This window comes from Rhizobium sp. BK650, assembly GCF_014195325.1.
In the GTDB taxonomy this organism is placed as follows: domain Bacteria; phylum Pseudomonadota; class Alphaproteobacteria; order Rhizobiales; family Rhizobiaceae; genus Rhizobium.
Genome location: NZ_JACIBK010000002.1, coordinates 195,945 through 218,723, shown reverse-complemented (window position 1 = coordinate 218,723; position 22,779 = coordinate 195,945). Strand labels below are relative to the sequence as shown.

The 22,779-nt window shown below is 60.3% G+C and carries 22 protein-coding genes and 1 tRNA gene; 19 read left to right on the top strand and 4 right to left on the bottom strand.

Features of this window, described 5'->3' with window-relative positions; translation table 11 throughout:
* Positions 1 to 18: 18 nt before the first annotated feature.
* Entirely contained in the window at positions 19 to 1,068 is a 1,050-nt protein-coding gene (locus tag FHX15_RS05350) for a GH25 family lysozyme (protein WP_184394375.1), read from the bottom strand.
* Positions 1,069 to 1,254: 186 nt separating this feature from the next.
* On the opposite strand from FHX15_RS05350, the gene FHX15_RS05345 reads away from it, so the two are divergent.
* Complete coding sequence (locus FHX15_RS05345; RefSeq protein WP_184394373.1) at positions 1,255 to 1,545, top strand: SelT/SelW/SelH family protein; 291 nt, start codon at positions 1,255 to 1,257, stop codon at positions 1,543 to 1,545.
* Positions 1,546 to 1,548: 3 nt separating this feature from the next.
* Here the strand turns inward: FHX15_RS05345 and FHX15_RS05340 are convergent, their stop codons facing one another.
* The gene (locus FHX15_RS05340; protein ID WP_184394372.1) at positions 1,549 to 1,956 is read right to left on the bottom strand and encodes a BA14K family protein; all 408 of its coding nucleotides are present in this window, start codon (positions 1,954 to 1,956) and stop codon (positions 1,549 to 1,551) included.
* A gap of 168 nt (positions 1,957 to 2,124) precedes the next feature.
* On the opposite strand from FHX15_RS05340, the gene FHX15_RS05335 reads away from it, so the two are divergent.
* The 13 genes from FHX15_RS05335 (at position 2,125) to FHX15_RS05275 (ending at position 12,942) form a co-directional block, all read left to right on the top strand.
* Positions 2,125 to 2,209: transfer RNA gene (locus FHX15_RS05335), tRNA-Leu, on the top strand.
* Between the two features lie 39 nt (positions 2,210 to 2,248).
* Positions 2,249 to 2,473 (top strand): hypothetical protein, encoded by a 225-nt coding sequence (locus FHX15_RS05330; RefSeq protein WP_184395376.1) that lies wholly within the window; start codon positions 2,249 to 2,251, stop codon positions 2,471 to 2,473.
* Positions 2,474 to 2,789: 316 nt separating this feature from the next.
* Entirely contained in the window at positions 2,790 to 3,563 is a 774-nt protein-coding gene (rfbF, locus tag FHX15_RS05325) for a glucose-1-phosphate cytidylyltransferase (protein WP_184394370.1), read from the top strand.
* Positions 3,554 to 4,618, top strand: coding sequence for a CDP-glucose 4,6-dehydratase (gene rfbG / locus FHX15_RS05320; protein WP_184395335.1), 1,065 nt, complete (start codon positions 3,554 to 3,556; stop codon positions 4,616 to 4,618). Before rfbF ends, rfbG begins: the two co-directional genes overlap by 10 nt.
* A complete protein-coding gene (locus FHX15_RS05315) occupies positions 4,615 to 5,850 on the top strand; it encodes a class I SAM-dependent methyltransferase (RefSeq protein ID WP_184394369.1) in 1,236 nt (411 codons plus the stop codon). Before rfbG ends, FHX15_RS05315 begins: the two co-directional genes overlap by 4 nt.
* Positions 5,847 to 6,389 (top strand): dTDP-4-dehydrorhamnose 3,5-epimerase, encoded by a 543-nt coding sequence (gene rfbC / locus FHX15_RS05310; protein ID WP_184394367.1) that lies wholly within the window; start codon positions 5,847 to 5,849, stop codon positions 6,387 to 6,389. The genes FHX15_RS05315 and rfbC overlap by 4 nt, the downstream gene beginning before the upstream one ends.
* Positions 6,386 to 7,630: a glycosyltransferase family 2 protein gene (locus tag FHX15_RS05305; RefSeq protein WP_184394365.1), complete on the top strand. Its 1,245-nt coding sequence runs from the start codon at positions 6,386 to 6,388 to the stop codon at positions 7,628 to 7,630. Before rfbC ends, FHX15_RS05305 begins: the two co-directional genes overlap by 4 nt.
* Positions 7,631 to 7,740: 110 nt before the next feature.
* Complete coding sequence (locus tag FHX15_RS05300) at positions 7,741 to 8,889, top strand: DegT/DnrJ/EryC1/StrS aminotransferase family protein (RefSeq protein ID WP_184394363.1); 1,149 nt, start codon at positions 7,741 to 7,743, stop codon at positions 8,887 to 8,889.
* 29 nt (positions 8,890 to 8,918) lie between these two features.
* Positions 8,919 to 9,671 carry a cephalosporin hydroxylase family protein gene (locus FHX15_RS05295; RefSeq protein ID WP_184394362.1) on the top strand — a complete coding sequence of 251 codons (753 nt, stop codon included), beginning with the start codon at positions 8,919 to 8,921 and terminating at the stop codon, positions 9,669 to 9,671.
* Positions 9,668 to 10,210: a GNAT family N-acetyltransferase gene (locus FHX15_RS05290; RefSeq protein WP_246778887.1), complete on the top strand. Its 543-nt coding sequence runs from the start codon at positions 9,668 to 9,670 to the stop codon at positions 10,208 to 10,210. The genes FHX15_RS05295 and FHX15_RS05290 overlap by 4 nt, the downstream gene beginning before the upstream one ends.
* 1 nt (position 10,211) lies before the next feature.
* Positions 10,212 to 10,937, top strand: coding sequence for a WbqC family protein (locus FHX15_RS05285; protein WP_184394360.1), 726 nt, complete (start codon positions 10,212 to 10,214; stop codon positions 10,935 to 10,937).
* Positions 10,934 to 11,788, top strand: coding sequence for a phytanoyl-CoA dioxygenase family protein (locus FHX15_RS05280; RefSeq protein WP_184394359.1), 855 nt, complete (start codon positions 10,934 to 10,936; stop codon positions 11,786 to 11,788). The genes FHX15_RS05285 and FHX15_RS05280 overlap by 4 nt, the downstream gene beginning before the upstream one ends.
* A gap of 29 nt (positions 11,789 to 11,817) precedes the next feature.
* Entirely contained in the window at positions 11,818 to 12,942 is a 1,125-nt protein-coding gene (locus FHX15_RS05275; protein ID WP_312861727.1) for a class I SAM-dependent methyltransferase, read from the top strand.
* Between the two features lie 36 nt (positions 12,943 to 12,978).
* On the opposite strand, the gene FHX15_RS05270 is transcribed toward FHX15_RS05275, so the two are convergent.
* Together FHX15_RS05270 and FHX15_RS05265 are read right to left on the bottom strand one after the other, a co-directional pair.
* Positions 12,979 to 13,305 carry a hypothetical protein gene (locus tag FHX15_RS05270; RefSeq protein WP_184395332.1) on the bottom strand — a complete coding sequence of 109 codons (327 nt, stop codon included), beginning with the start codon at positions 13,303 to 13,305 and terminating at the stop codon, positions 12,979 to 12,981.
* A 70-nt stretch (positions 13,306 to 13,375) separates the two neighbouring features.
* Positions 13,376 to 14,995, bottom strand: coding sequence for a GumC family protein (locus tag FHX15_RS05265; protein ID WP_184394355.1), 1,620 nt, complete (start codon positions 14,993 to 14,995; stop codon positions 13,376 to 13,378).
* Positions 14,996 to 15,127: 132 nt separating this feature from the next.
* On the opposite strand from FHX15_RS05265, the gene FHX15_RS05260 reads away from it, so the two are divergent.
* The 5 genes from FHX15_RS05260 to FHX15_RS05240 all read left to right on the top strand — a co-directional run bounded on the left by FHX15_RS05260 (position 15,128) and on the right by FHX15_RS05240 (position 22,653).
* Positions 15,128 to 16,183, top strand: a complete 1,056-nt coding sequence (locus FHX15_RS05260) for a glycoside hydrolase family 5 protein (protein ID WP_184394353.1) — start codon at positions 15,128 to 15,130, stop codon at positions 16,181 to 16,183.
* A gap of 1 nt (position 16,184) precedes the next feature.
* On the top strand, positions 16,185 to 17,456 hold the full coding sequence (locus tag FHX15_RS05255) for a hypothetical protein (RefSeq protein WP_184394351.1): 1,272 nt from the start codon (positions 16,185 to 16,187) through the stop codon (positions 17,454 to 17,456).
* 42 nt (positions 17,457 to 17,498) lie between these two features.
* Positions 17,499 to 18,515 carry an acyltransferase gene (locus tag FHX15_RS05250; RefSeq protein WP_184394349.1) on the top strand — a complete coding sequence of 339 codons (1,017 nt, stop codon included), beginning with the start codon at positions 17,499 to 17,501 and terminating at the stop codon, positions 18,513 to 18,515.
* A 213-nt stretch (positions 18,516 to 18,728) separates the two neighbouring features.
* Positions 18,729 to 19,613 carry a formyltetrahydrofolate deformylase gene (gene purU, locus FHX15_RS05245; RefSeq protein WP_184394347.1) on the top strand — a complete coding sequence of 295 codons (885 nt, stop codon included), beginning with the start codon at positions 18,729 to 18,731 and terminating at the stop codon, positions 19,611 to 19,613.
* A gap of 112 nt (positions 19,614 to 19,725) precedes the next feature.
* Positions 19,726 to 22,653: an aminotransferase gene (locus FHX15_RS05240; protein WP_184394346.1), complete on the top strand. Its 2,928-nt coding sequence runs from the start codon at positions 19,726 to 19,728 to the stop codon at positions 22,651 to 22,653.
* Positions 22,654 to 22,779 lie beyond the last annotated feature (126 nt).

Genomic DNA, 22,779 nt, shown 5'->3' with positions numbered 1-22,779 from the left:
TCGCCAGCCTTTTACACCTCAGAGTCCCGCTACCCAGCGGTGCCATTCTTCTTCGCTGCCCCGGAAAGCATTGAGGTCGATGCGGCCTTCAACGCCGTGCGAGAGGCCTGAGCCGGAATATTGCCAGAAGAGCCATTGACGGCCCGGATAGACCTTCGAAGGATGTTCGGCGACCGCGCGCAGCCAGAAGTGATAGTTGGGGAAGGCGCCTTCGAGATTGTCGGCGTAGAAATCGGGAGCCGTGTAGATGATCGGGCGCTTGCCATAGTGCCGCTCGATCTTGTCCATGAAGACCTGCATCTTTTCCAGCACGCGGGCACGAGAGAGCTTGACTTTGCAGCTCGATTCGCCGTTCCATTCCACGTCGATGACCGGCGGCAAGGCGTCGGGATCGCGCGGGACGTTGCGGATGAACCAGTCTGCCTGTTCGCCCGCCGTGCGGCACCAGTAGAAGAAGTGATAGGCACCGCGCTTGATGCCGGCCTCCTTGGCGCCCCGCCAGTTGGTCTTGAACATCGGATCCAGATGATCACCGCCATCTGTTGCCTTGATGAAGGCGAAGTTTGCGCCGCGGGTTCTAAGCGTTTCCCAATCGATGTCACCTTGCCAGCGCGAAACGTCGACGCCGTGAACGGCGAGCTTGCGCGGGGAAATCCTGCCGAAATTGATGGGCTTGGCATCGCGGAAGCCATAGCCATAAACGCGCGAACGGCCGCGCGTCGGCGGTTCGATGGCGGGTGCCGCTGCCATGGCGAGTTCGAGCGGGCGCTCGCTCGGAACCGGCATTCCAGGCTGTGATGTGGCCGAAGGCGTCACTGCCGAGAAGGCGCGAGGCTCCGGCACGGGCGCTTCCCAGGCAAGGCTTGCCTGCGAGGTCGTATCATCCGCCCCGGCTGCGGCGACCGTGGCCTGCGGCACGGCTGCCGGCGGCGGGGTGACGGAAGCCGTGATCTCCTTAGAGGGTTTCGGTGTGACGCCGGCGGCAAGACTTTCCGGACCGGAAGCCGACGAGCAGCCCGCCAGAGCGAGGCAGGCGACGAGGATCGCTGGGACAGCCGATGAACGCATGAGCACCCGTATGCAAAACAAGAACCAGGGTGCTTCGGCTACTCCGCGAAGACACCAGTCCAGAATAGCTAACGGAAAATTATCAAAAAAGACTGAATCCGAACTTTCTGCCTTCTGATTCGGGACAGGCGCATTGCAGCGCCTTTTTCAAGCTTCTAGATTCGTCGGCAAAAAAAGGAGACTTCCATGACCGAGAAAGCCCGCGTGACGATCCTCTACTGCACCCAGTGCAACTGGCTGCTGCGCGCAGCCTGGATGGCGCAGGAACTGCTGCAGACCTTCACGGACAGCCTTGGCGAGGTCGCGCTCGTTCCCGGCACCGGCGGCAATTTCGAGATCCGCGTCAATGGCGATCTGATCTGGGAGCGTAAGCGCGACAGCGGATTTCCGGGGCCAAAGGAACTCAAACAGCGCGTACGCGACATCATTGAGCCAGACCGCGATCTCGGCCATACCGACCGTGCCTCGGAAAGCTGACCGTCAGTTATAAGGCGAGTTGCAGGTCTTGTAGATGCCTTCATAGGTCAGGAAACGATCCGTGCGCGGATTGTAGGACCGATATTCGTTCCGGCACCATTGCTGATGGCGGCTGAGATCATCGGCCGAAGGCTGCACCCGCTGCAGCGGCGGCGGGTCGTAGGTCAGTCTCGGCGGCGGTGTGCCGGGCGGCTGATAATATTTCGGGCCGACCGCATTCGGTGGACGATAGTTCGGCTGGACATAGGCCGGGCGATGCCATTGCTGCGGACCGAAGCCAAAGCAGCCACGATAGTCGCAAATCGTCGATTGCGTGTTGACTGGCCCAAGCGACGGCGAGGCGGCACCGGCCTCTGCCACAGGCACCGCGGCAAGCAGACCGAAAAGAAGAGCAGAGCGAAGGTCGAACATGACGCGTTCCTTTCCGATATCGCTTATATAGGTCGGAAAAAGAGGCCGCGCCATCCACAGGGGCGTGCTGCCGATAAGCGGCCTCATGAAGCTTTTTCACCGACTGTCAGGAAAACTTCAAAAACCCTGTTGACAGCAAAGAGCCACCCCCTTACATGGCTCTCCGTCGCCCAGATGGCGGAATTGGTAGACGCGCAGGTTTCAGGTACCTGTGCCGCGAGGCGTGGAGGTTCGAGTCCTCTTCTGGGCACCATTTCCTTTCGAAACAGCTTGTTTTAAAATAACTTTTGTCATGAAGCTGGCCGGAGAGGCTCCGCTGCAAGATTGCCACATTAAAGCCAACATACTCCATTTCGATGGCCCCATGCGGATTCAGGTCTACATCATCGCTTTCCTTCTGAGCGCCATTATGTGGGGCGTAACATTCGATGCTGCGCGCAATGCTTATCGTGCCGCGCATACTGCCGGTTTGATGCCCAATCTGCATATCCAGCACAAGATCGACCGCATTCTTTGAATGCGCCTCGCTTCTGCGGACCGCTTTCTTACCCCTCAAAAATCATAGGCATGCAACGCTGATTCTGGGCGTTGCAAAATAACTAGTAATTCCAAGCGACTATCGGAAAGCCACTCAGCCGGGCGGAGAAAGACCTCCGGCTGTCGGTTATTTTCGACCTGGCTAAGGCAAGCCTCGCACAAGAACGAAATCCGATACCGGCATCACGATGACTGCCGTTCCGCTTCTTGGAGATCGTTGCCCGCATACCGGGCGTATTTCCCAGGCGCCTGCCGGCGGCAATGAATGTTATCAGACGCTTTGGAGTTCGCTTGGGATGAAAGTCGTAATTCTGGCAGGTGGTCTGGGTTCGCGCCTTGCCGAAGAGACCAGTGTGCGGCCCAAGCCGCTGGTCGAGATCGGCGAAAAGCCGATCCTTTGGCACATCATGAACATCTACGCCCATCACGGCCTGAATGATTTCATCATCTGCGCTGGCTACAAGGGCTACATGCTCAAGGAATATTTTGTAAACCTGTTCCTGCATCACAGCGACATCACCGTCGACCTCGCCACCAACGCGATCGAATATCATAAGGGTTCAAAACCCAGCTGGAAGGTGACCATCGTCGATACCGGCATGAACTCGATGACGGGCGGCCGTATCCGGCGCATCCGCGAGCATCTGAACCCGGACGAACCCTTCTGCATGACCTATGGCGACGGTGTCGCCAATATCGACATTACCTCGGAAATCGCCTTCCATCGCAGCCACGGCCTGAAAGCGACGATGTGCGCCGTGACGCCTCCTGGCCGTTTCGGCGCGACGAATATCGAAAATGACGTCGTGACCGCCTTCATCGAAAAGCCGAAGGGTGACGGCCAGCGTATCAATGGCGGCTTCTTCGTGCTGCACCCTTCCGTCATCGACCTCATCGAAGGCGACGATACGATCTGGGAAGCAGGTCCGATGCAATGGCTGACATCCAACAAGCAACTGGCAGCCTTCCGTCACGACGGCTTCTGGCAGCCGATGGATACGCTTCGCGAGCGCCACCAGCTTGAGGAACTCTGGAGCTCCGGAAAAGCACCGTGGAAAATATGGGCCTGACAGACTTCTGGAATGGCAGGCGCGTGTTCCTGACGGGACACACAGGGTTCAAAGGATCCTGGCTTTCGCTGTGGCTGGAAAAGCTCGGCGCGGAGGTGGCGGCGGTCTCGCTCGAACCCGAGACCAGTCCCTCCCTTTACGCACGGCTTTCGCCCTGGGATGGGCAGGGCCACCACATCGCCGATATCAGGGATGCAGCATCGTTTAGACAACGTCTCATCGATTTCGAGCCCGAAATCATCATCCACATGGCAGCGCAGGCCCTGGTGCGGCGCTCCTATGAAAATCCGACCGAGACCTTCGCGACCAATGTGATGGGAACTGCAAACGTTCTGGATGCGGTGCGCGATACACCTTCTGTCAGGACAATTCTCGTCATCACCTCCGACAAGGTCTACGCCAATAACGGCAGCGGCATTCCCTTTATCGAAAGCGATACACTCGGCGGCAAGGACCCCTATTCCAATTCCAAGGCCTGCACCGAACTCGTCGTTCAGAGCTATCGCGACAGCTTCTTTAGGGGACGCGACATCAACGTTGCGACCGTGCGCGCCGGCAATGTCATCGGCGGCGGCGACTGGTCGAAAGACCGGCTTATCCCGGATTTCATTCGCGCGTTCGAGAGCAATCAGCCGATCCTGCTCCGCTACCCGCAAGCGATCCGGCCCTGGCAGCATGTGCTGGAGCCGCTCAGCGGCTACCTCGCTTTCGCCGAGGCGCTGACGCTTTCAGATGAAAAGGAATTGCCCGAGGCGCTGAATTTCGGACCGGATCCGCAGAGTTTCGCAACCGTCGCCGAACTTGCCGAGGCGCTTGGCCTCGCCCATGGCGTCAACGACGTCTGGAAGCAGGCACCGGGAACGCATCTGCCGGAAGCTCCTGCCCTGACATTGAGTTCGGATTTGGCGCTTTCGGCCATCGGCTGGCGACCGCGCCTCACCCTGCAGCAGACCATCGACTGGACAGCCGCCTGGTACAGGGCAAACTGGGAAGGAGCCGACATGCGCGCCTTCTCGCTCGACCAGATCTCGGCCTATGAGGAAGCAATATCATGACAGCGCATAATTGCCGGTTCTGCGGCGCTCCCTTGAAACATCGTTTCGTCGATCTCGGCTCGACGCCGCTCGCCAATGCCTACCTGACGGAAGAGCAACTCAAGCAGCCGGAGCCGTCCTATCCGCTGCGTGCCTTCGTCTGCTCCGATTGCTGGTTGGTGCAGGCCGACGCCTTCGTGCCGCCGGAAGATATTTTCAGCCATTATGCCTATTTCTCTTCCTACAGCGACAGCTGGGTAGAGCATGCCCGTCAGTTCACCGTCATGGCCCGTAAGCGCTTCGGCCTCAACGAAAAATCGCAGGTTATCGAGGTGGCCAGCAACGACGGCTATCTGCTGAAGCATTTCGTCGAGGCCGGCGTGCCGGTGCTCGGCATCGAACCGGCCGAGAACGTCGCTGAGGTCGCTCGAAAGATCGGCGTGCCGACGGAAGCGCGCTTCTTCGGCAAGGAAACGGCTGCCGATCTCGTCTCCCGCGGTCTGGCCGCCGACATCGTCATCGGCAACAACGTGCTGGCGCATGTTCCTGACATCAATGACTTTGCGGGCGGACTCTCTGCCGTTCTGAAGACGGATGGCGTCGTCAGCGTCGAATTCCCGCATCTGCTGCGGCTGATGGAGAACATCCAGTTCGACACTGTTTATCACGAGCATTTCTATTATCTGTCACTGCTGGCCGTCGAGAAGGTTTTCGCGGCACACGGCCTCACGGTGTTCGACGTGGAGGAGCTGCCGACGCATGGCGGCAGCCTGCGCGTGCTTGCCTGCCGCGCGACGTCTGGTGCTCATCCGACCGGCCCAGGCGTTGCCAAGGTGCGCGCCGACGAGGCAGCAGCTGGCTTCGACAAGGTCGAGACCTACGAGGCTTTCCAGAGCCGTGTGGCGCCGATCAAGGATGGATTGCTCGCCTTCCTCACCGAAGCCAAACGAAACGGCAAGACGGTCGCCGCTTACGGCGCTGCCGCCAAGGGTAATACGCTCCTGAATTTCTGCGGAGTCAGCACGGACCTCATCGACTATGTCGTCGACCGCAATCCGCACAAGCAGGGCCACTTCCTGCCGGGCAGCAAGCTGCCGATCTACGCGCCGGAAAAGATGGACGAGACGCGGCCGGACTACGTTCTGATCCTGCCGTGGAACATCAAGAACGAAGTCGTCGCGGCCAATAGCAGGGTCGGCGCCTGGGGCGGACGCTTCGCCGTCGCCGTGCCGGAACTGACGGTGATCGGATGAAATTCGTCCCGACCGCGGTTTCGGGTGCTTTTGTCGTGGAAGTGGACGCGCGTTCCGACGAGCGGGGACTGTTCGCGCGGACCTTCGACGCCAAGAGCTTTGCCGACCACGGTCTCGTGCCTGTTTACCCGCAATGCAACGTCTCGCAGAACCACCAGCGCGGGACACTGCGCGGCATGCACTATCAGGCCGCGCCGCGGCCGGAGATCAAGCTGGTGCGCGCCACGCGCGGCAGGGTTTTCGACGTGGCGCTCGACCTGCGACGGGATTCGCCGACCTATCTGAAATGGGCCTCGGTCGAACTCGACGCGGCCAGCCACAACGCGTTCTACATACCCGCCGGCTGCGCACACGGTTTCCTGACGCTCGAGGACGATTGCGAGCTTTTCTACCAGATGTCGGAAGTCTATGTGCCGGAGCTTGCCCGCGGCGTCCGCTGGGACGACCCCGCCTTTTCCATCGCCTGGCCGTTCACGCCTGGTGTCATCAGCGAGCGCGACGCCACGCTTGCAAGCTACAGCCAGGAGACAGGCCTTTGAGCGGCATCAAACTCAGCATCTGCATTCCGACCTACAATCGCGAAGCCTATCTCAGAAACGCGCTGGAGCATTGCGCGACTTATAATTTCAGCTTCCCCTACGAGATCGTCATCTCCGACAACGCCTCGACCGACAACACGACGGAGGTTGTCCAGGAATTCATCGCCGAGGGGCTGCCGATCCATTATCACCGCCGCGCCGTCAACGGCGGCTCGGGACCGAACCTTGCCTGCGCCTTCCATCACGCGGTCGGCGAATATTCGATCTATCTTGCCGATGACGACTTCCTGATGCCGGAAGGCGTCGAAGCGGCAATGACCTATCTGGACGCCAATCCCGATGTCGTCGCCTGCCATGCGCCCTGGTATCTCTACGACGAAGTTCACGACCGGGACCTCTCGCAATTCTACGATATCGCCGAAAACACGAAGTTCGCGCAGCAGAATTTCATAGAACTTTTCCAGTTCATCTTTAACGGACACATCTTCCCCGAGATCGGCATCTATCGCTCCTCGGTGCTGCGCTCCGCCTGGGTGCCGCGCGACTTCTGCTTCTGGGCTTTTTCCTACCTCGCACATTTCGTCGATCAGGGCGCCGTCACTTTCCTCAAGCAGCCCTTCTATCGCTCGGTAGCGGTTTCCAAGATCGCCTCGGTGCGCCAGCAGGCCGGCAATGACGATGTCATGACCGCCTGGGACAAGTATCGTGGTGGTCTCGAATACTTTCTTTATATCGCCGCCAAACGCGGGAAGCTGAACACCAGCCGCGAAGCGCGCGCGATCTACGACGAAATGTGCAAGATCTTCATGCTGAACCGCATGTCGGTCGCCATCCGTTTCTGGGTGGCACGCAAGGACTTCATCAAGGCATACGAACTCTACACCCGCATGGCCCTCGGCGGCCTCGGCGAACATCCCGAAGTCGTTCAGCTTCGCCACAGCCTCCCGATGATGGTGGCGATCCAGACGCTCACCTATCAGGTCAACGCAACCGCCGGCATCAGCCGGCTCATCCTCAGTGGCATGGCTGATCCGAAATCGATCGGCGAGATGCTGCGGAACATGGGCTTGCTGCCGGAGATCGAGATTGTCACCGACCCGCGGTCGCATGAGCCGGCGCTTCTGGAGAAGACGGCGATCTTCGCCGCCGACATGCCACGGCGCGAGAACTTCCTGAAGCTCGGCTACAAACCGAACCTCATCTTCATCGAAACCGACCTGACGCAGCATGTGCTCATCTGAAGTTGCGTCCGGCGCTGCAAAGCCTCGCGCCAGTTTCACCCCCTAGTTTTTACAGAGTTCCGTGTGCCCCGATTTCGTGAGTCTCAGGCCCCATCACAAAGAATTAAGGCATGACCAACAGGATATTCTACACCAAACCGTCGATCACCGAGCTTGAGACGAGCTATGCAGCCGATGCTGCGGCGAACGGCTGGGGTGCGCGCTGCTACGACTATATCATCCGCTTCGAGCGGGAATTCGCGACCTATCTCGGCACCAGCCATGCGATCGCGACCTCGAGTTGCACCGGCGCCATGCATATGGGCCTTGCCGCGCTCGGCATCGGCGCCGGCGACGAGGTGATCCTGGCCGACACGAACTGGATCGCGACCGTGGCGCCGATCAAGCATCTGGGCGCCGAGCCGGTGTTCGTCGACGTTTTGCCCGACACATGGTGCATCGATCCCCGCGAGGTCGAAAGCCACATCACGCCACGCACGCGCGCCATCATCGCCACCCATATCTATGGCAATCTCTGCGATATGGATGCGCTGCTTGACATCAGCCGCCGTACCGGGATCCCTGTCATCGAAGATGCAGCCGAGGCGATCGGTTCGGTCTGGCACGGGCGCCGCGCCGGCTCGATGGGCATTTTCGGCACCTTCTCCTTCCACGGCACCAAGACGCTGACGACGGGCGAAGGCGGGATGTTCGTGACCAGCGATGCCGACCTCTATGAAAAGGTGCTGACGCTCAGCAACCACGGCCGTGCCCGCGGCCAAAAAAAGCAGTTCTGGCCGGATGCGATCGGCTTCAAATACAAGATGTCGAACATTCAGGCGGCGATCGGCTGCGCCCAATTGGAGCGTATCGAGGAGCTGGTTTCCCGCAAGCGGGAGATCCTAGCCGCCTATATGGTGCGTCTCTCGACGCTCAACGGCATCAGCATGAACCCCGAATATACCGGCACGATCAACGGCGCGTGGATGCCGACTGCCGTGTTCCACCCCGCCACCGGCATCAGCCGCGAAGTGCTGCAACAGGCCTTCGAAGCCGCCGATATCGATGCGCGCGTCTTCTTCCACCCGCTGTCCAGCCTTTCGATGTTTGCGGAAAAGCCGGCCAATATCAACGCATGGAGCATTCCGGAGCGGGCAATCAACCTGCCAAGCTACCACGACATGAGCGAAGCAGACATCGAGCGCGTGGCGGACACGCTGATCTCGGTTGTACGCGGCCATCAGGACAATAGCGCCGTTCACCTCCGCCAGTCGGCCTGAGCGCAGAATAGACAGAAGGTTTCAGAGTTATGACCACCAAGGACGACCGCCTCGAATTCGAAGCGCACAAGCGCGAAATGTCGCTTGCGCTCGGCAAGGACGAGGAAGCCTTTCAGCAGGCGCTCAACACGCTGGTAGCGCTCGACAAGTATGACTACGCCTATCTCTGGTCGTGGATGGGCGTGCCGATCATCCAGATGCCGGCTGACATCATGGCCACCCAGGAAGTGATCTGGAACACCAAGCCCGACGTTATCATCGAAACTGGCGTGGCGCGCGGCGGTTCGATGATCTTCATGGCGTCGCTGCTGAAGGTAATCGGCAAGGGCAAGGTGATCGGCGTCGATATCGACATCCGCGCCCATAACCGCGATTCGATCGAGCAGCACCCGCTTTCGCCGTTGATCACGCTGATCGAGGGACCGTCGACCACGGCCGAGACTCTCGCCAAGGTCAAGACCGAAATCCCAGCCGGCGCTTCCGTTATGGTCGTCCTCGACAGCGACCATAGCCGCGACCACGTGCTCGACGAGTTGCGCTGCTACGGCCCGCTCGTCACCGAAGGTCAATATATCGTCGTCGCCGATACGCTGCTCGGTCGTGGAGATATGTCACAGACGCCGACGAAGCGTTCGAAGATCTGGTATCCGGGGGACGAGCCCTACGCGGCGCTCAACGCCTATCTCAAGGAAACCGACCGTTTTGAAACGGACGAGATGCTGAACGGCAAGCTGGTGCTTTCGAGCTCGCCGGGAGGATATATCAAGTGTGTCCGCAAATGATGGATGACCTTCGCCATGTTGCGCATCGGGCTTCGATCAGACTACGCCCGATTGCTGATGGCGATCGTCGCCTGCTTTTCTCGCTTCGCCGCGACTGCGCCCTTCAGTCGCTTCTCTTGACGGTGCCGGATGCTACCGACGATGCGGCGCTCGACGCCTGGATCGAACGCCGGCGAAACGAGAAAGGCGGGGCCTTCCTCATCATAGAGGACCAAGCGAGTGGCAAGCCTGTGGGCTATGTACAAATAACACAGGTCCATCACCGAAATGCGACCGGATACGGCGGCATCGTATTGGCGGAAGGCGCTCGCGGTTTTGGACTAGGACGTGCGGCTCTTACCGAGCTCGGCCTCCATGCCTATCAAAATCTGCGTCTTCGGAAATTGATGGCCGAAATCGATGTCGACAACAGCGCCTCGATCGGGCTGCATCTGTCGCTCGGCTATCGCGAAGTAGGCGTCCTCAAGGCGCATTTCACCGACGCCGATGGCTTGACACGTGACGTAGCACTGTTCGAGAGGCGGCTGGAGGAAAAGTGACATGACCGCGGTCGTTATTACCCAACCGATGCTGTTTCCGTGGCCGGGCTTCTTCGAGCAGCTTATGCTCGCCGACAGCTATATCTATCTCGACGACACGCAGTTCTCGAAGGGCAGCTTCACCAATCGCATCCAGCTTCTGCGCGGCAACGACCGCTGCTGGATGACGATCCCGCTTGCCGGCAAGGGGAGCTTTCAGATGATTTCGCAGCTCACGGCGGCGGGCGAAGACTGGAAGGCAAGCCATCGCGCGCTGCTGCGCCAGTCGCTGCTCGGCGCACCGTTTATCGATGCCGCGCTTTCGATCTTCGACAGCGTCTATCGCCATTCCTCGCTGCTGGATCTGCTGATCGCCAGTGTCGAAGAACCAGCCCGCTATCTTGGCATCGGTGCGAGCCGGACGATCGAGAAGACGAGCGAGATGGGCGTCGAAGGTACATCGTGGCAACGGGTGCTCGACATCGTGCTGAAGGCGGGCGGCACCCGCTATCTAACGGGTCACGGCGCGGCGAACTACCTCGACCACGCGGCCTTCGAGCGGGCCGGTGTCCAGGTGGAGTATATAAACTACAGCCGCACGCCCTGGCCTCAGCCAGTCGGCGCGGTCACGCCTTACGTTTCTGTACTCGATCTGATTGCCCGAATGGGCCCGGAGGCGCGCAACTGTCTCATCCCGGCCACCGTGGCGTGGCAAGATTTTCTGAAGGAGGAAACGGTAACATCATGACCAACGCAAAGACCACCGACAGCCTGCGCGCTGAATTCGACAGCAACGGCTATCTCGTTATGCGCGGCTTCTACGATCCCGCCGCCGATATCGCGCCAATCCAGGAAGGCATCCGCCAGATCCTTGAAGTGATCTGCAGGAAATACGGGGTCGATGCACCGACCGAAACGACCCATGGGGCGATGACCATTGCCTATCCGATGCTGATCGCCAAGAACCGCGCATGGGGCGGCGAAGTCTATGACGCCGTCAAGCAGATTCCGGCCTTCATGCGCCTTGTCACCAATGTCATCAACGATGAAGCCTTCAAGGCGCTGCGTCCGGACAGCATTCCCGGCATCGCTGCCGGCGGTTACGGAATCCGCATCGACAACCCTGGCGAAGAGAAATTCCGTGCTCAGTGGCATCAGGAGTTTCCCGGTCAGCTGCGTAGTGTGGACGGCATAGTCTTCTGGACGCCTCTCCTGCCGGTTACGCAAGACATGGGCCCCGTACAGATCGCTCACGGTTCGCATGCCGAAGGCCTCGTTCCAGTCTATGAAGACGATGCCGGTGCCGGCAAGGCGGGCGCTTACGCCCTGCATCTCGACCGTGCCGAAGAGCGGCTTGCCCGCTATAAGCACGTCGCGCCGCTGACGAACCCCGGCGATCTCGTGCTGATGGACTTCCTGACGCTGCACCAGTCGGGCCACAACGTCTCGACCACGCCGCGCTGGAGCATCCAGTTCCGCTACTTCAACTACCTCGAGCCGGTCGGCATCCGAATCGGCTGGAAGGGCTCGTTTGCTGCCGGCGTGAAGTTCGCCGATGTGCTTCCGGAGCTTTCCGTACAGCGCGAGGCAGCCGAATGACGCCCTGCCGCGTTTGCAGCAGGGAGATTGTGTCGCCGGCCTACGAAGCGCCGGCGCCTGCCCTTACCTCCATTATGACCCTGCTCGACATCCCAACCCGCGTTTATATCTGCCACGGGTGCGGCCACGCGCAATGCGATGAGATCCCGGACATCAAAGCCTTCTATGACACCGGCTATCGTATTTCGTTGAGCAGCGAGGACCACGACCAGATCTTTGCGGTCAAGCCAGATGGCGCCGTGATCTATCGTACAGATCATCAGGCAGAGCTTTCCCGTAATCTGCTCGATCTTCCTCAGGGTGCCAAGCTTCTGGACTACGGCGCCGCCAAGGCCACGACACTGCGCAAAGTGGTTGCCGCCCGACCCGATATCGAGCCTCATGCCTTCGATGTTTCCGCCGACTATGCACCGGCATGGGAAGGCTGGATCGCGCCCGAGGCGCAGGCCGCCTACGAGGCGCCGGAACAATGGGCAGGCCGTTTTGACGCGGCCATGAGCCATTTCGTCATCGAGCACGTGGCCGATCCCGTCGGTTTCATCAGTGGCATCCGCAAACTGCTGAAGCCGAACGGCACGCTTCTGCTGTCGATGCCTGATGTTTCGGCCAATCCGGGCGACATGACGGTGGCGGACCATGTCAATCATTTCAGCGAAGCCTCGCTGCGTTGGGTCCTTGCCGCCGGGGGTTTCGAAGTTTCGGTACTCGACACGACGTCCTTCCCCGGCGCTTTCTTCGTCGTCGCCGTGCGCAGCGAGACGCCAGTTAAGGAAGAACAGGATGCGGCTCTCGTTCGCCAGGCTGTCGATCGCGGGCTGGAAATCTGCGATTTCTGGCGGGCTTCGGCCAGTGGGCTGGCAAAGCAGGCTGCTATCTTCCGCGGACGGAAGGCGGCAATCTACGGCGCAGGCTTTTACGGAAGCTGGATCTTCAGCCGTATCGGCAAAGACATTGAGATGACGGGCTTTCTAGATCAGAATCCGAACATGCAGAACGCGACGCATTTCGGCCACCCGGTCACCGCGCCGACGGCAATCGCCGAAGACGCAGAGGCCCTGTTCATCGGCCTCAACCCGCTGAAAGCGCGCGCTGCAATCGGCAACATGCCATACCTGCACAAGCCGGGACTGGAACTGGTCTGGCTGGATCCGTAGCGCCATGAAGCCGGTGGCGTCTTCCGCCTCCGGCTTTCACCGCACCGGCTGATAATGGCCGCGCAGCGGCACGCGGCTATCCATCGATACGACGCCGTCACGTTCGCAGACATACATCAAGGTCGGCATGCCGCCGGAGCGGAAGATTTCGTCGTAGCGGCGGCGGATCTGCACGGTTTCGGTGTGACAGTCGTAGGACTCCTCCACCTTCTTGTCCGGTTGCGCCTTCACGCCCGGAAGATCCTTGTAGGGATAGAGCGGCTGCACGGCCTGCTTGCCGGAATTCTGCCAGTCGATGGCAAAGGTGGGCGCGGCCGAAGCGACTGCGCCGAGCGACAGCAGGAGAACCGCGGCAAACCGCATCACAATCTCGTTCATCGGCATCGTCCGTTCCATACCCGTCCCTAGGATGTAGGAAGATTGGAGGCCGCCATCAAGCTGGCGTGCGGGCAGGCTTGCGGAAATAACTTCTAATGACGGGGTGAGAGAAGAGGCTTGCGAGGATAGCAAAGCCTGCGCCTGCAGCAAATCCGGCAAGCAGGCCGCCGATGATGCCTGCGACCACGATGATTTTCTTGCTCGGCCCGTCCGGCTTTACCGGAACATCGGCGGGCGAGACAACGCGAATATTGCTCTGTGTGAGGCTCTGCTCCTCATTGGTCTGGCCAGAGCGCTTCAGCACAGCCTCGTAGAGTTCGCGGGCGGCTGTCGCCTTGCGCTGCAATTCGTTGAGCTGCACCTGCTTGTCCGAAGTGGTGGCCTGCAGTGCCTTTTGCACCGCCAGCTCCTTGGCAATGTCATCTTCAGCCTTCTTGGCCTGTTCGTAGTCCGCCCTTGCCGAGGTCGCCACCCGTTGCAGCTCATCCTTGATTTCCGCGCCGATGCTGCTCAGCGAAGAGCGGGCAGACTGGAGGCGCGGATGGCGGGCACCCATCTGACTCTGCAGGCTGCCAACGACCGCCGCCTGCGCGGCATATTGCTGCCGCAGGCTGACGAGCGGCGACGTGCCGCCAGCCCCGTCCGTCTGACTGCCGGCAACGACATCTTCGACACGCAGGTTTGCTGCGGCATCGGCGCGAGCCTTGGCTTGAATGGTCTTTTCCTGAGCGGTGACGAGCAGAGTGTTCAGCGAGGCAAGGCGCTGATCCGAGATGAGGTTCCCTTCCGTCGCGGCCATGTCATTGTCGGCGCGGAAGGTTTCGACCGCCTGCTCGGCATCCTGCACCTTCTGGCGCAGGTCATTCAGACGGCTGTCGAGCGTCGATGACGTGCTTTCGTAAAGGCCGTTGGAGGCGCTGCTTTCCTCCTGCATGAAGGAGGTGACCACCTGGTTGGCAAGCCTAGCCGATTTTTCCGGATCATGGGTCGTCGCCGCAAGCGAGACGACATAGGTATTGTTCTCGCGGGTGATCAGCAGGGCTTTCTGAAGCGTACCGATGACCGCGGCGCCATCCATCCTGCCTGCCGTAAATTCCGGATCCTGATCGAGCTTCATGGCGTCGGCCACGCGGCGCAGCACATTGCCCGAGGTGAGGATCTGCACCTGGCTGTCGATCAGCGTCGAAATCATCTCCGGTGAGGGTGCTGTGCTCTGCGCGCCGCCGTCGGCAAGGCCGATCTGGCGCGGGTCGAAATAGAGCGCGGCAACGGCGGTGAATTTCTGCGGAATGCGGGGCGCGATGACCGCGCCTGCGACCGCGCCGAGCGCACAAAGGCCGGCGACGATGACGCGCCTGCTCCAGACGGCAGCGACCGCGGACCGGATGTCGAGAAGCGGTCCGGCGGCAACCGGCGCCTCCGCGACGGCGGGTGTGGGCTGCGCTGGCACGACGGGGAGAACGATGCCACGCGGCGGAGCCTGCTCGGCGGGACGGCTTTCCCGCAGCGCCGGGCGGACCGGAACAGGCTCGGGTTCAGGCGGCGGGGGAGGGACGAAATCGGTCGGCCGAATGATCGGGCTTCGCACACGGGTGCTGTCAGGCGCAGGCTGAGACGACTCATAACTGCGCCAGGCAGGCAGGCGGCTCACCCTGTTCCTGTCATTCTGATTCATAAACACCGCATCCGCCCGGCGAGAAAGCATGGCCGGGACGCGGCAACTTTAGAAATTCTTAGCTAACGGACCGTTAAGATGCCGCCATCGAAGCCGACGTGGCAACCTGCCTCGCGCCTGCAAGGACGGCCAATGAACCGGAAAAGACTGCTGCAAAGGCTGCTGCTTGCCGCCGTCACCGCCATTTCGTCCGCCGTCCATGCCGTCGGCGCGCCGCTCTGCTATTATGGGGTTAATCTCTCCGGCGCAGAATATGGCGAGCGCAGCGGCGTCTACGGCACGAACTACACTTATCCGACCGAGGAAACGATCAGCTATTTCGCCCGGAAAGGGATGACGATCATCCGCCTGCCCTTTCGCTGGGAGCGGCTGCAGCCGAGGCTTGGGACACGGCTCGACGATGACGAGCTTCAGCGCTTGAAGGATACGGTCGCGCTGGTTCGCAAGCACAAGATGAGCGTGCTGCTCGATCCGCATAATTTCGGCTACTACGACAAGGATCAGATCGGCAAGCGGCCCGTGACGAATGCAGCTTTTGCCGATTTCTGGGCCCGCCTTTCCCTGGAATTTGCCAATCGGGACGGCGTGCTCTTCGGATTGATGAACGAGCCGCACGACATTCCAGCCACCGATTGGCTGAAAGCCGCCAATGCCGCGATCCGCGGCATTCGCGCGGTCGGCGCCCGCAATCTCATCCTCGTTCCCGGCACGGCCTGGAGCGGAGCGGCGACTTGGGAAACGGACGTGGTCGGCGGCGCGAACGGTACCGTCATGCTCGGCGTGCACGATCCGCTCGATTTCTATGCCTATGAATTCCATCAGTATCTCGATGCGGATTCATCAGGCACGCACGGTACATGCGAAGCCGCAAAGGCCGCCACCGATGCCATCGCCAATGTGACCAAGTGGCTTAAGACGAACGGCAAACGCGGCTTTCTCGGGGAGTTCGGCGCCTCTGGGAATGCGGATTGCCTTGAGGGGCTGAAGACGATGCTCTCCACCATGTCCGACAACAGTGATGCATGGATCGGCTTCTCCTATTGGGCGGCAGGCGAATGGTGGCCGGCCAACGAACCGTTCAACGTACAGCCGCGTGATAGGCCCGAGCGCCCGCAAATGCGCCTGCTCGATCAGACGGTCGTCAGACATGCGCCCGTCTGTCTTGCGGTAAAACCTGCGGGGACCTGACGTGATAGCAATCGGAGAGACCGGAGCGAAATTCGAAACCGCTACCGATGCTGCAAGCCCGGCTTTGCGTCTCGATTACCCAATCCTGACGCTCGGGCTGCTCTCGGTTCTCTACAATGGCATCCTGGCCTTCATAAACCACAACGTCATGCCGCTTTCGATGACGCATGTGGCGGCCAGCGAAGGCCTGATTATGGCGAGCGCGATCATCTACATCCTGCACAAGGGCATTTATGAGGAAGACCTTCCAGCCTTCCTGTTCATGCTCTTCACGCTGATTGTTACGATCTATGTGAGCGTGCTCAACCGCATGGCCTTCATCGATCATTTCCGCAACGTGCTGATCATCTTCTGCTTCACGGGACTGGGTGGCTGGTGCAACGAACGGACGCTGAAGCTGATCTTCCGGGTGGCCTGTTTCATGGTGTTGCTTTTTTTGATCTTCGAGATCATCAGCGTGCCGTTCTATGTCAGTATCGTGCACCCATCCGACTATTTCGCCAACACGCGCGGGCTGCTGCCGCTCAGCTTCAACACGACCGGCCTGTTTCAGAATGCACTTGGGTTTCCCGGCCGATTCTCCTTTGGCATCATCGACCACCGATCCTCATCTATCTTCCTCGAGCAGGTGTCACTTGCCAATTTCTGCGGCGTGATCGCGATCTACCTGATTTCTATGTGGGACAGGCTGACGCGGACCGACCGGGGGCTGGCGATCGCAACTGCACTTCTGATCCTGACCACCAACGATACCCGCACGATGCTCATCTTCTCAATTTGCTGTATCGGCGGCTATTTCGTCTTCCCGAAAATCCCCAAGGCCTTCAATCTGGCGCTGATGCCGTTCATCGTCTGCGCCGGGTTCCTCGTCTACATGAAGGACCCCAATGCGATCGGCGACAATTTTACCGGGCGCATCAATCTGACCATGAAGAAACTGATGGATCTCGATCCGTTGGCGATCCTCGGCCTATCCGTTGATAAAGTCGCCGAATTTGCCGACAGCGGCTATGTCTATCTCGTCTATGGCGCAACGATCTTCGGCGTCATCGCCTTCTGGCTCTTCGTCTGTCTGTTTCCCGCAGGCACCAGCCCAGCGCAGAAGCGCTGCGCCCATTCACTTTCTCTTTTCATTTTTCTGAATATGATGATCGGGGGAACGGCAATCTTCTCGATGAAGATCGCCGGCCTCCTCTGGCTTGTCATCGGGTTCATGCGTTTCCGCGACACGCCACGCATCCGGCAGGGTCGTCCGGCAAATGTACTGAGTTGACGAAGCGGCAATCCGCGGGAGCCTGTGGGAGCAAGACATCGGATGCTTGTCCAGCTGCAATATCTGCGTGCCATCGCGGCGCTGATGGTCGTCTACTTCCACGCGATCCTGCAGCTTGCCAAGGTCAATCCCGCGATCGACGCGACATCTTTCATCTATGGCGAAACCGGCGTCGATATCTTTTTCGTGCTCAGCGGCTTCGTGATGTGGCTGACTACCAGCGGACGCGCCATGACGCCGGTCGATTTCGCCCGCAAGCGCGTCAAGAGGATCGTGCCGCTCTATTGGCTGGCGACGCTGTTTTCGGCGGCTGTCGCACTCATCGCGCCATCGCTTCTCAGGTCCACCGCTTTCGATCTGCCGCATCTGATGGCCTCGCTGCTTTTCATGCCGTGGACCAACCCGGTCGATCCGACGATGATCGCGCCTGTCATCGTGCCTGGCTGGACACTGAACTATGAGATGTTCTTCTATTTCGTCTTTGCGCTGCTGTTGCCGATCCGCGAGGATTATCGCCTGCCCTCCTTATTCGCTGCCTTCGCAGCCATCCTGATCGTCTGCCACCTGCTGCCGGAAACGACGGCCACGAAATTCTACGGCGAACCGATCATTCTGGAATTCCTGGCCGGCGTGGCGCTCGGCTGGCTCTACGGCCAGAAGGTCCTACTACCGCAGCGCTGGGCCTGGGTCCTACTGGCCGTCGGCTTCGCCTTCCTCTTCATCAATGAGGATCTGGTGCGGCCCCAGGACCGTTATTATGGCTGGGGCATACCGGCGATCTTCATCGTCTACAGCGCCATTTCGATCGACTTCTCGAAGCTGCCCTTTGTCGGCTGGCTCAACTATCTCGGCGACGCCTCCTACGAAATCTACATCACGCACGCCTTCACTCTCGCGTTCCTGCGGATCATCGGCAACCATTTCCCGGTCGGCGCACTTCAGCATCCTGTTATCTTCGTGATCCTTTGCCTCGTGCTCTCCTCGGTCGTGGGAGCGATCATTCACGAAATCATCACGCCGCGCAGGAAAGTCCGGGTCGCCGGCCAGCCGGCCACCTAATCTCAAAACATCAGAAGGCGAGGACGGGATTTCGAACGGCGCAGGCAGAACGGAATCCTGCACGGCCTGTCATAAGCTTGGCGTCATGAAAGCAAATGCCGTAGCCGTGAAAGTTCGGCCTGTAATTTATTGCAGAAATGAAAGCGTGCCGACCTGTTCGTGGCAGCGGCTTTGATCTAAGCACGGCCGGCGGCAGCATAGAGGGAAGAGGACATGACGGACTATGTATTGACGGTAACCTGCAAGTCGACGCGCGGCGTCGTGGCGGCGATTTCGACCTATCTCGCCGAAAAGGGTTGCAACATCATCGACAGTTCGCAGTTCGACGACCTCGATACCGGCAAGTTCTTCATGCGTGTCAGCTTCATCTCCGAAGAAGGCGCCACCCTTGCGGAGATCAAGGAAGGCTTCAAGCCGATCTACGAGAAGTTCGGCATGGATGCCGAAGTGCATGACGGGAGCGAGCGCCTGAAAGTGCTCTTGATGGTCTCCCGTTTCGGCCACTGTCTCAACGACCTGCTCTATCGCTGGAAGATCGGGGCACTGCCGATCGACATCGTCGGCGTCGTCTCCAACCACTTCGATTACCAGAAGGTCGTCGTGAACCACGACATTCCCTTCCACCACATCAAGGTGACGAAGGACAACAAGCCGCAGGCCGAAGCCCAGCTGATGGATCTCGTCGAGCAGACCGGCACGGAACTCATCGTTCTCGCCCGCTACATGCAGGTGCTGTCGGATGCGATGTGCCGAAAGATGTCCGGCCGCATCATCAACATCCATCATTCCTTCCTGCCGTCCTTCAAGGGTGCCAATCCCTACAAGCAGGCCTATGAGCGCGGCGTGAAGCTGATCGGAGCGACCGCCCATTATGTCACCGCCGATCTCGACGAAGGCCCGATCATCGAACAGGACACGGCCCGCATCACCCATGCGCAGTCGGCTGATGACTATGTCTCGATCGGCCGCGATGTAGAAAGCCAAGTGCTGGCGCGCGCGATTCATGCGCATATCCATCGCCGCGTCTTCCTCAACGGCAATCGGACGATCGTCTTCCCCGCAAGCCCCGGAAGCTACGCCTCCGAACGTATGGGTTGAACTAAAGGCTCACTCCCTCAAATCCGCGGCTGGCACAATCTTCCGTTGCTTGTCGGCAAGTGCTTGATTATCTGTTTCATTAGGTAATCGAATCATGCCGCGGAGGGGTGCCATGACCGACGAAGCGCTTGTGGACCGCATGGCGCTGCCGCGCCCCGATGTTACCGCTTCCGAAGCCGCGGATATTCTGCTTTCCCATTACGGGCTTTCCGGCACGCTGTCGGAGCTCGGCAGCCAGCAGGACCGCAACTACCGGCTCGACACGGAAAGCGGCCGTTATGTGCTGAAGATCTGCCATGCCGCCTACGCGGCCGAAGAGCTTGAAGCGCAGAATGCGGCGATCCATCATTTGCGCGCCAAGGCAGGTGCGCCGCGTGTCCCAAACGTGATGACTTCCACCGATGGGCAGGAGATCGTTCCCGTCAGCGTACGTGAGCAGGATTATCAAGTCCGTTTGCTGGAATATCTCGAAGGCGAAGGCCTGACGCACCGCGCCTATCTGGCGCCCGCCTCGGTCGCGGCGCTCGGCGCGCTCTGCGCGCGGCTGGCCGAGGCGCTTGCCGATTTTACCCATCCCGGGCTCGACCGCAGCCTGCAATGGGACCTGCGCCGGGCCGGGCCTGTGGCCGTGCAGCTGCTTTCCTCCATAACCGACAGCGCCGCTCGCGACAGGATCGCCAAGACGATGGTCATGGCCGTGCGCCGAATCCAGCCGCTTGCGCCGTCGCTGCGGCTCCAGGCGGTTCATCACGATGTGACCGGCGACAATGTCGTCAGCCGGCCGGACGCGCATGGGCGGCCTCTCCCCGACGGAGTGATCGATTTTGGCGACATCATCCGCGGCTGGCTGGTCGGCGATCTAGCCGTGACCTGCGCGTCGCTGCTGCATCAGGCCGATAACGATCCCTTTTACATCCTGCCCGCGGTGAAGGCCTATCACGAGATTTATCCGCTGATCGAGGAGGAACTGAAGGCACTCTGGCCGCTCATCGTCGCGCGCGCCGTCATCCTCGTTGCCAGCAGCGAACAGCAGATCGCGATCGATCCTGACAACGAATACGTCCGAGGCAATCTGGAAGGCGAACGGCGCATCTTCGATACGGCGATGTCCGTGCCGTTCGAACTGATGGAAGCGGCCATTCTCAAAACGGCTGGTCTCGATATTGCGGGTGTCGATATGGCGGACTGGCAGCCACTCCTACCGGAAATCGAGCGGGCATCCATCGCCTATGTCGATCTCGGCGTGCAGAGCCCGCATTTTTCCGATGGCAACTGGCGGGCGACCGACATGGATTGGCGGCTTCTTGCCCGCGCGGCGGCGGAAACGGGAGCAGCAGCAACGCGCTACGGCGAATATCGCCTGTCCCGCACCGGTCTGCACCATGCAAAAGCCCAGGCGACCTATACCCTGCATATGGATATCTGCCTTGCCGCGGGCAGCACCGTTGCCGCACCCTTTGGCGGCCGGATCACCTGGTATGACCAACATCTGGTCCTGACGGGCCCCGAGATAAAGCTGCATCTCGACGGCATCGAACTGTCAGTCGACGACGGCAGCGAGGTTGCTGCCGGTCAAGAGCTCGGGACGGTCTCCGGCGAGACGTCGTCACTCGGCGGATTGCGCCTGCAGCTTTGCAGCATCACGGGTTTCGAGCCGCCACTCTTTGCGACACCGGGACAAGCCGCGGCATGGTCCGCGCTCTGCCCCTCGCCTGCGGCGCTGCTCGGACCGGGCGCCGATGCGCCGAAGCCCGAAACGGCAGCACTTCTTGAGATGCGGCAGGCGCATTTCGCCAGTCCGCAAAAGCACTATTACGCGCGCCCGCCGCAGATCGAGCGCGGCTGGAAGGAGCACCTCTTCGATGTCGAGGCGCGCGCTTATCTCGACATGGTCAACAATGTCACGATCCTCGGCCACGGCCATCCGCGCATGGCCGAAGCGATCAGCCAGCAATGGCTGACGCTGAACACCAATTCACGCTTCCACTATGCGGCCGTCGCGGAGTTTTCCGAGAGCCTTGCATCGCTGGCGCCTGATGGCCTGGATGCCGTGTTCCTCGTCAACAGCGGCTCGGAAGCCAACGATCTGGCGCTGCGGCTTGCTTGGGCGCATAGCGGCAAACGCAACATGCTCTGCCTGCTGGAAGGCTATCACGGCTGGTCAGTGGCAAGCGACGCCGTCTCCACCTCGATCGCCGACAATCCGCAGGCGCTGACGACAAGGCCAGGCTGGGTTCACGCCGTCATTTCGCCTAACACCTACCGCGGCCAGTTCCGCGGGCCGGAGTCGACTGCAGATTATCTCGGCACCGTAATGCCGGTGCTGGAGGCGATCGATGCCAAGGGCGAGGGGCTCGCCGGCTTCATCGCCGAATCGGTCTATGGCAATGCCGGCGGCATTCCGCTGCCCGACGGCTATCTGACGGAGGTCTACCGGCAGGTGCGGGAACGCGGCGGCCTCTGCATCGCCGACGAGGTGCAGGTGGGCTACGGGCGGCTCGGCCATTATTTCTGGGGTTTCGAGCAGCAAGGCGTCGTGCCCGATATCGTCACCATCGCCAAGGGCATGGGCAACGGCCACCCGCTCGGCGCCGTCATCACGACGAAAGAGATCGCCGCCTCGCTGGAGCAGGAAGGCTATTTCTTCTCCTCGGCCGGAGGCAGCCCGGTCAGTTGCGTTGCCGGCATGACGGTTCTCAACGTGATGGCCGAGGAGCGCCTGCAGGACAATGCCCGCGCGGTAGGCGACCATCTGAAGGGGCGGCTGGCGGCACTGATCGACAGCTACCCGATCGTGGGCGCCGTCCATGGCATCGGCCTTTATCTCGGCCTCGAATTCGTGCGCGACAGAGTGACGCTGGAGCCGGCGACCGAGGAGACGGGAGCGATCTGCGATCGCCTTCTGGAACTCGGCATAATCATGCAGCCGACGGGCGATCACCTGAATGTGCTGAAGATCAAGCCGCCACTCTGCCTAACAGAACAAAGCGCCGATTTCTTCGTCGACATGCTGGAAAAGGTCCTGCGGGAAGGCTGGTAGAGGGGGAATTTGGCCGTTAAGCAATTCGGTCTTTTCGCGACTTTTCGATTTTTAACCACATGACCCATTGCCGGAATCAAACAGACTTCCTATGTCTGCCTCGGCGATGATGAGACCGTCAAACTG

Coding starts and splice junctions, on each gene's coding strand:
- FHX15_RS05350 (WP_184394375.1), bottom strand. CDS start 1,068: ATGCGTTCATCGGCTGTCCCAGCGATCCTCGTCGCCTGCCTCGCTCTG.
- FHX15_RS05345 (WP_184394373.1), top strand. CDS start 1,255: ATGACCGAGAAAGCCCGCGTGACGATCCTCTACTGCACCCAGTGCAAC.
- FHX15_RS05340 (WP_184394372.1), bottom strand. CDS start 1,956: ATGTTCGACCTTCGCTCTGCTCTTCTTTTCGGTCTGCTTGCCGCGGTG.
- FHX15_RS05330 (WP_184395376.1), top strand. CDS start 2,249: ATGAAGCTGGCCGGAGAGGCTCCGCTGCAAGATTGCCACATTAAAGCC.
- rfbF (WP_184394370.1), top strand. CDS start 2,790: ATGAAAGTCGTAATTCTGGCAGGTGGTCTGGGTTCGCGCCTTGCCGAA.
- rfbG (WP_184395335.1), top strand. CDS start 3,554: ATGGGCCTGACAGACTTCTGGAATGGCAGGCGCGTGTTCCTGACGGGA.
- FHX15_RS05315 (WP_184394369.1), top strand. CDS start 4,615: ATGACAGCGCATAATTGCCGGTTCTGCGGCGCTCCCTTGAAACATCGT.
- rfbC (WP_184394367.1), top strand. CDS start 5,847: ATGAAATTCGTCCCGACCGCGGTTTCGGGTGCTTTTGTCGTGGAAGTG.
- FHX15_RS05300 (WP_184394363.1), top strand. CDS start 7,741: ATGACCAACAGGATATTCTACACCAAACCGTCGATCACCGAGCTTGAG.
- FHX15_RS05295 (WP_184394362.1), top strand. CDS start 8,919: ATGACCACCAAGGACGACCGCCTCGAATTCGAAGCGCACAAGCGCGAA.
- FHX15_RS05290 (WP_246778887.1), top strand. CDS start 9,668: ATGATGGATGACCTTCGCCATGTTGCGCATCGGGCTTCGATCAGACTA.
- FHX15_RS05285 (WP_184394360.1), top strand. CDS start 10,212: ATGACCGCGGTCGTTATTACCCAACCGATGCTGTTTCCGTGGCCGGGC.
- FHX15_RS05280 (WP_184394359.1), top strand. CDS start 10,934: ATGACCAACGCAAAGACCACCGACAGCCTGCGCGCTGAATTCGACAGC.
- FHX15_RS05270 (WP_184395332.1), bottom strand. CDS start 13,305: ATGCGGTTTGCCGCGGTTCTCCTGCTGTCGCTCGGCGCAGTCGCTTCG.
- FHX15_RS05265 (WP_184394355.1), bottom strand. CDS start 14,995: ATGAATCAGAATGACAGGAACAGGGTGAGCCGCCTGCCTGCCTGGCGC.
- FHX15_RS05260 (WP_184394353.1), top strand. CDS start 15,128: ATGAACCGGAAAAGACTGCTGCAAAGGCTGCTGCTTGCCGCCGTCACC.
- FHX15_RS05250 (WP_184394349.1), top strand. CDS start 17,499: ATGCTTGTCCAGCTGCAATATCTGCGTGCCATCGCGGCGCTGATGGTC.
- purU (WP_184394347.1), top strand. CDS start 18,729: ATGACGGACTATGTATTGACGGTAACCTGCAAGTCGACGCGCGGCGTC.
- FHX15_RS05240 (WP_184394346.1), top strand. CDS start 19,726: ATGACCGACGAAGCGCTTGTGGACCGCATGGCGCTGCCGCGCCCCGAT.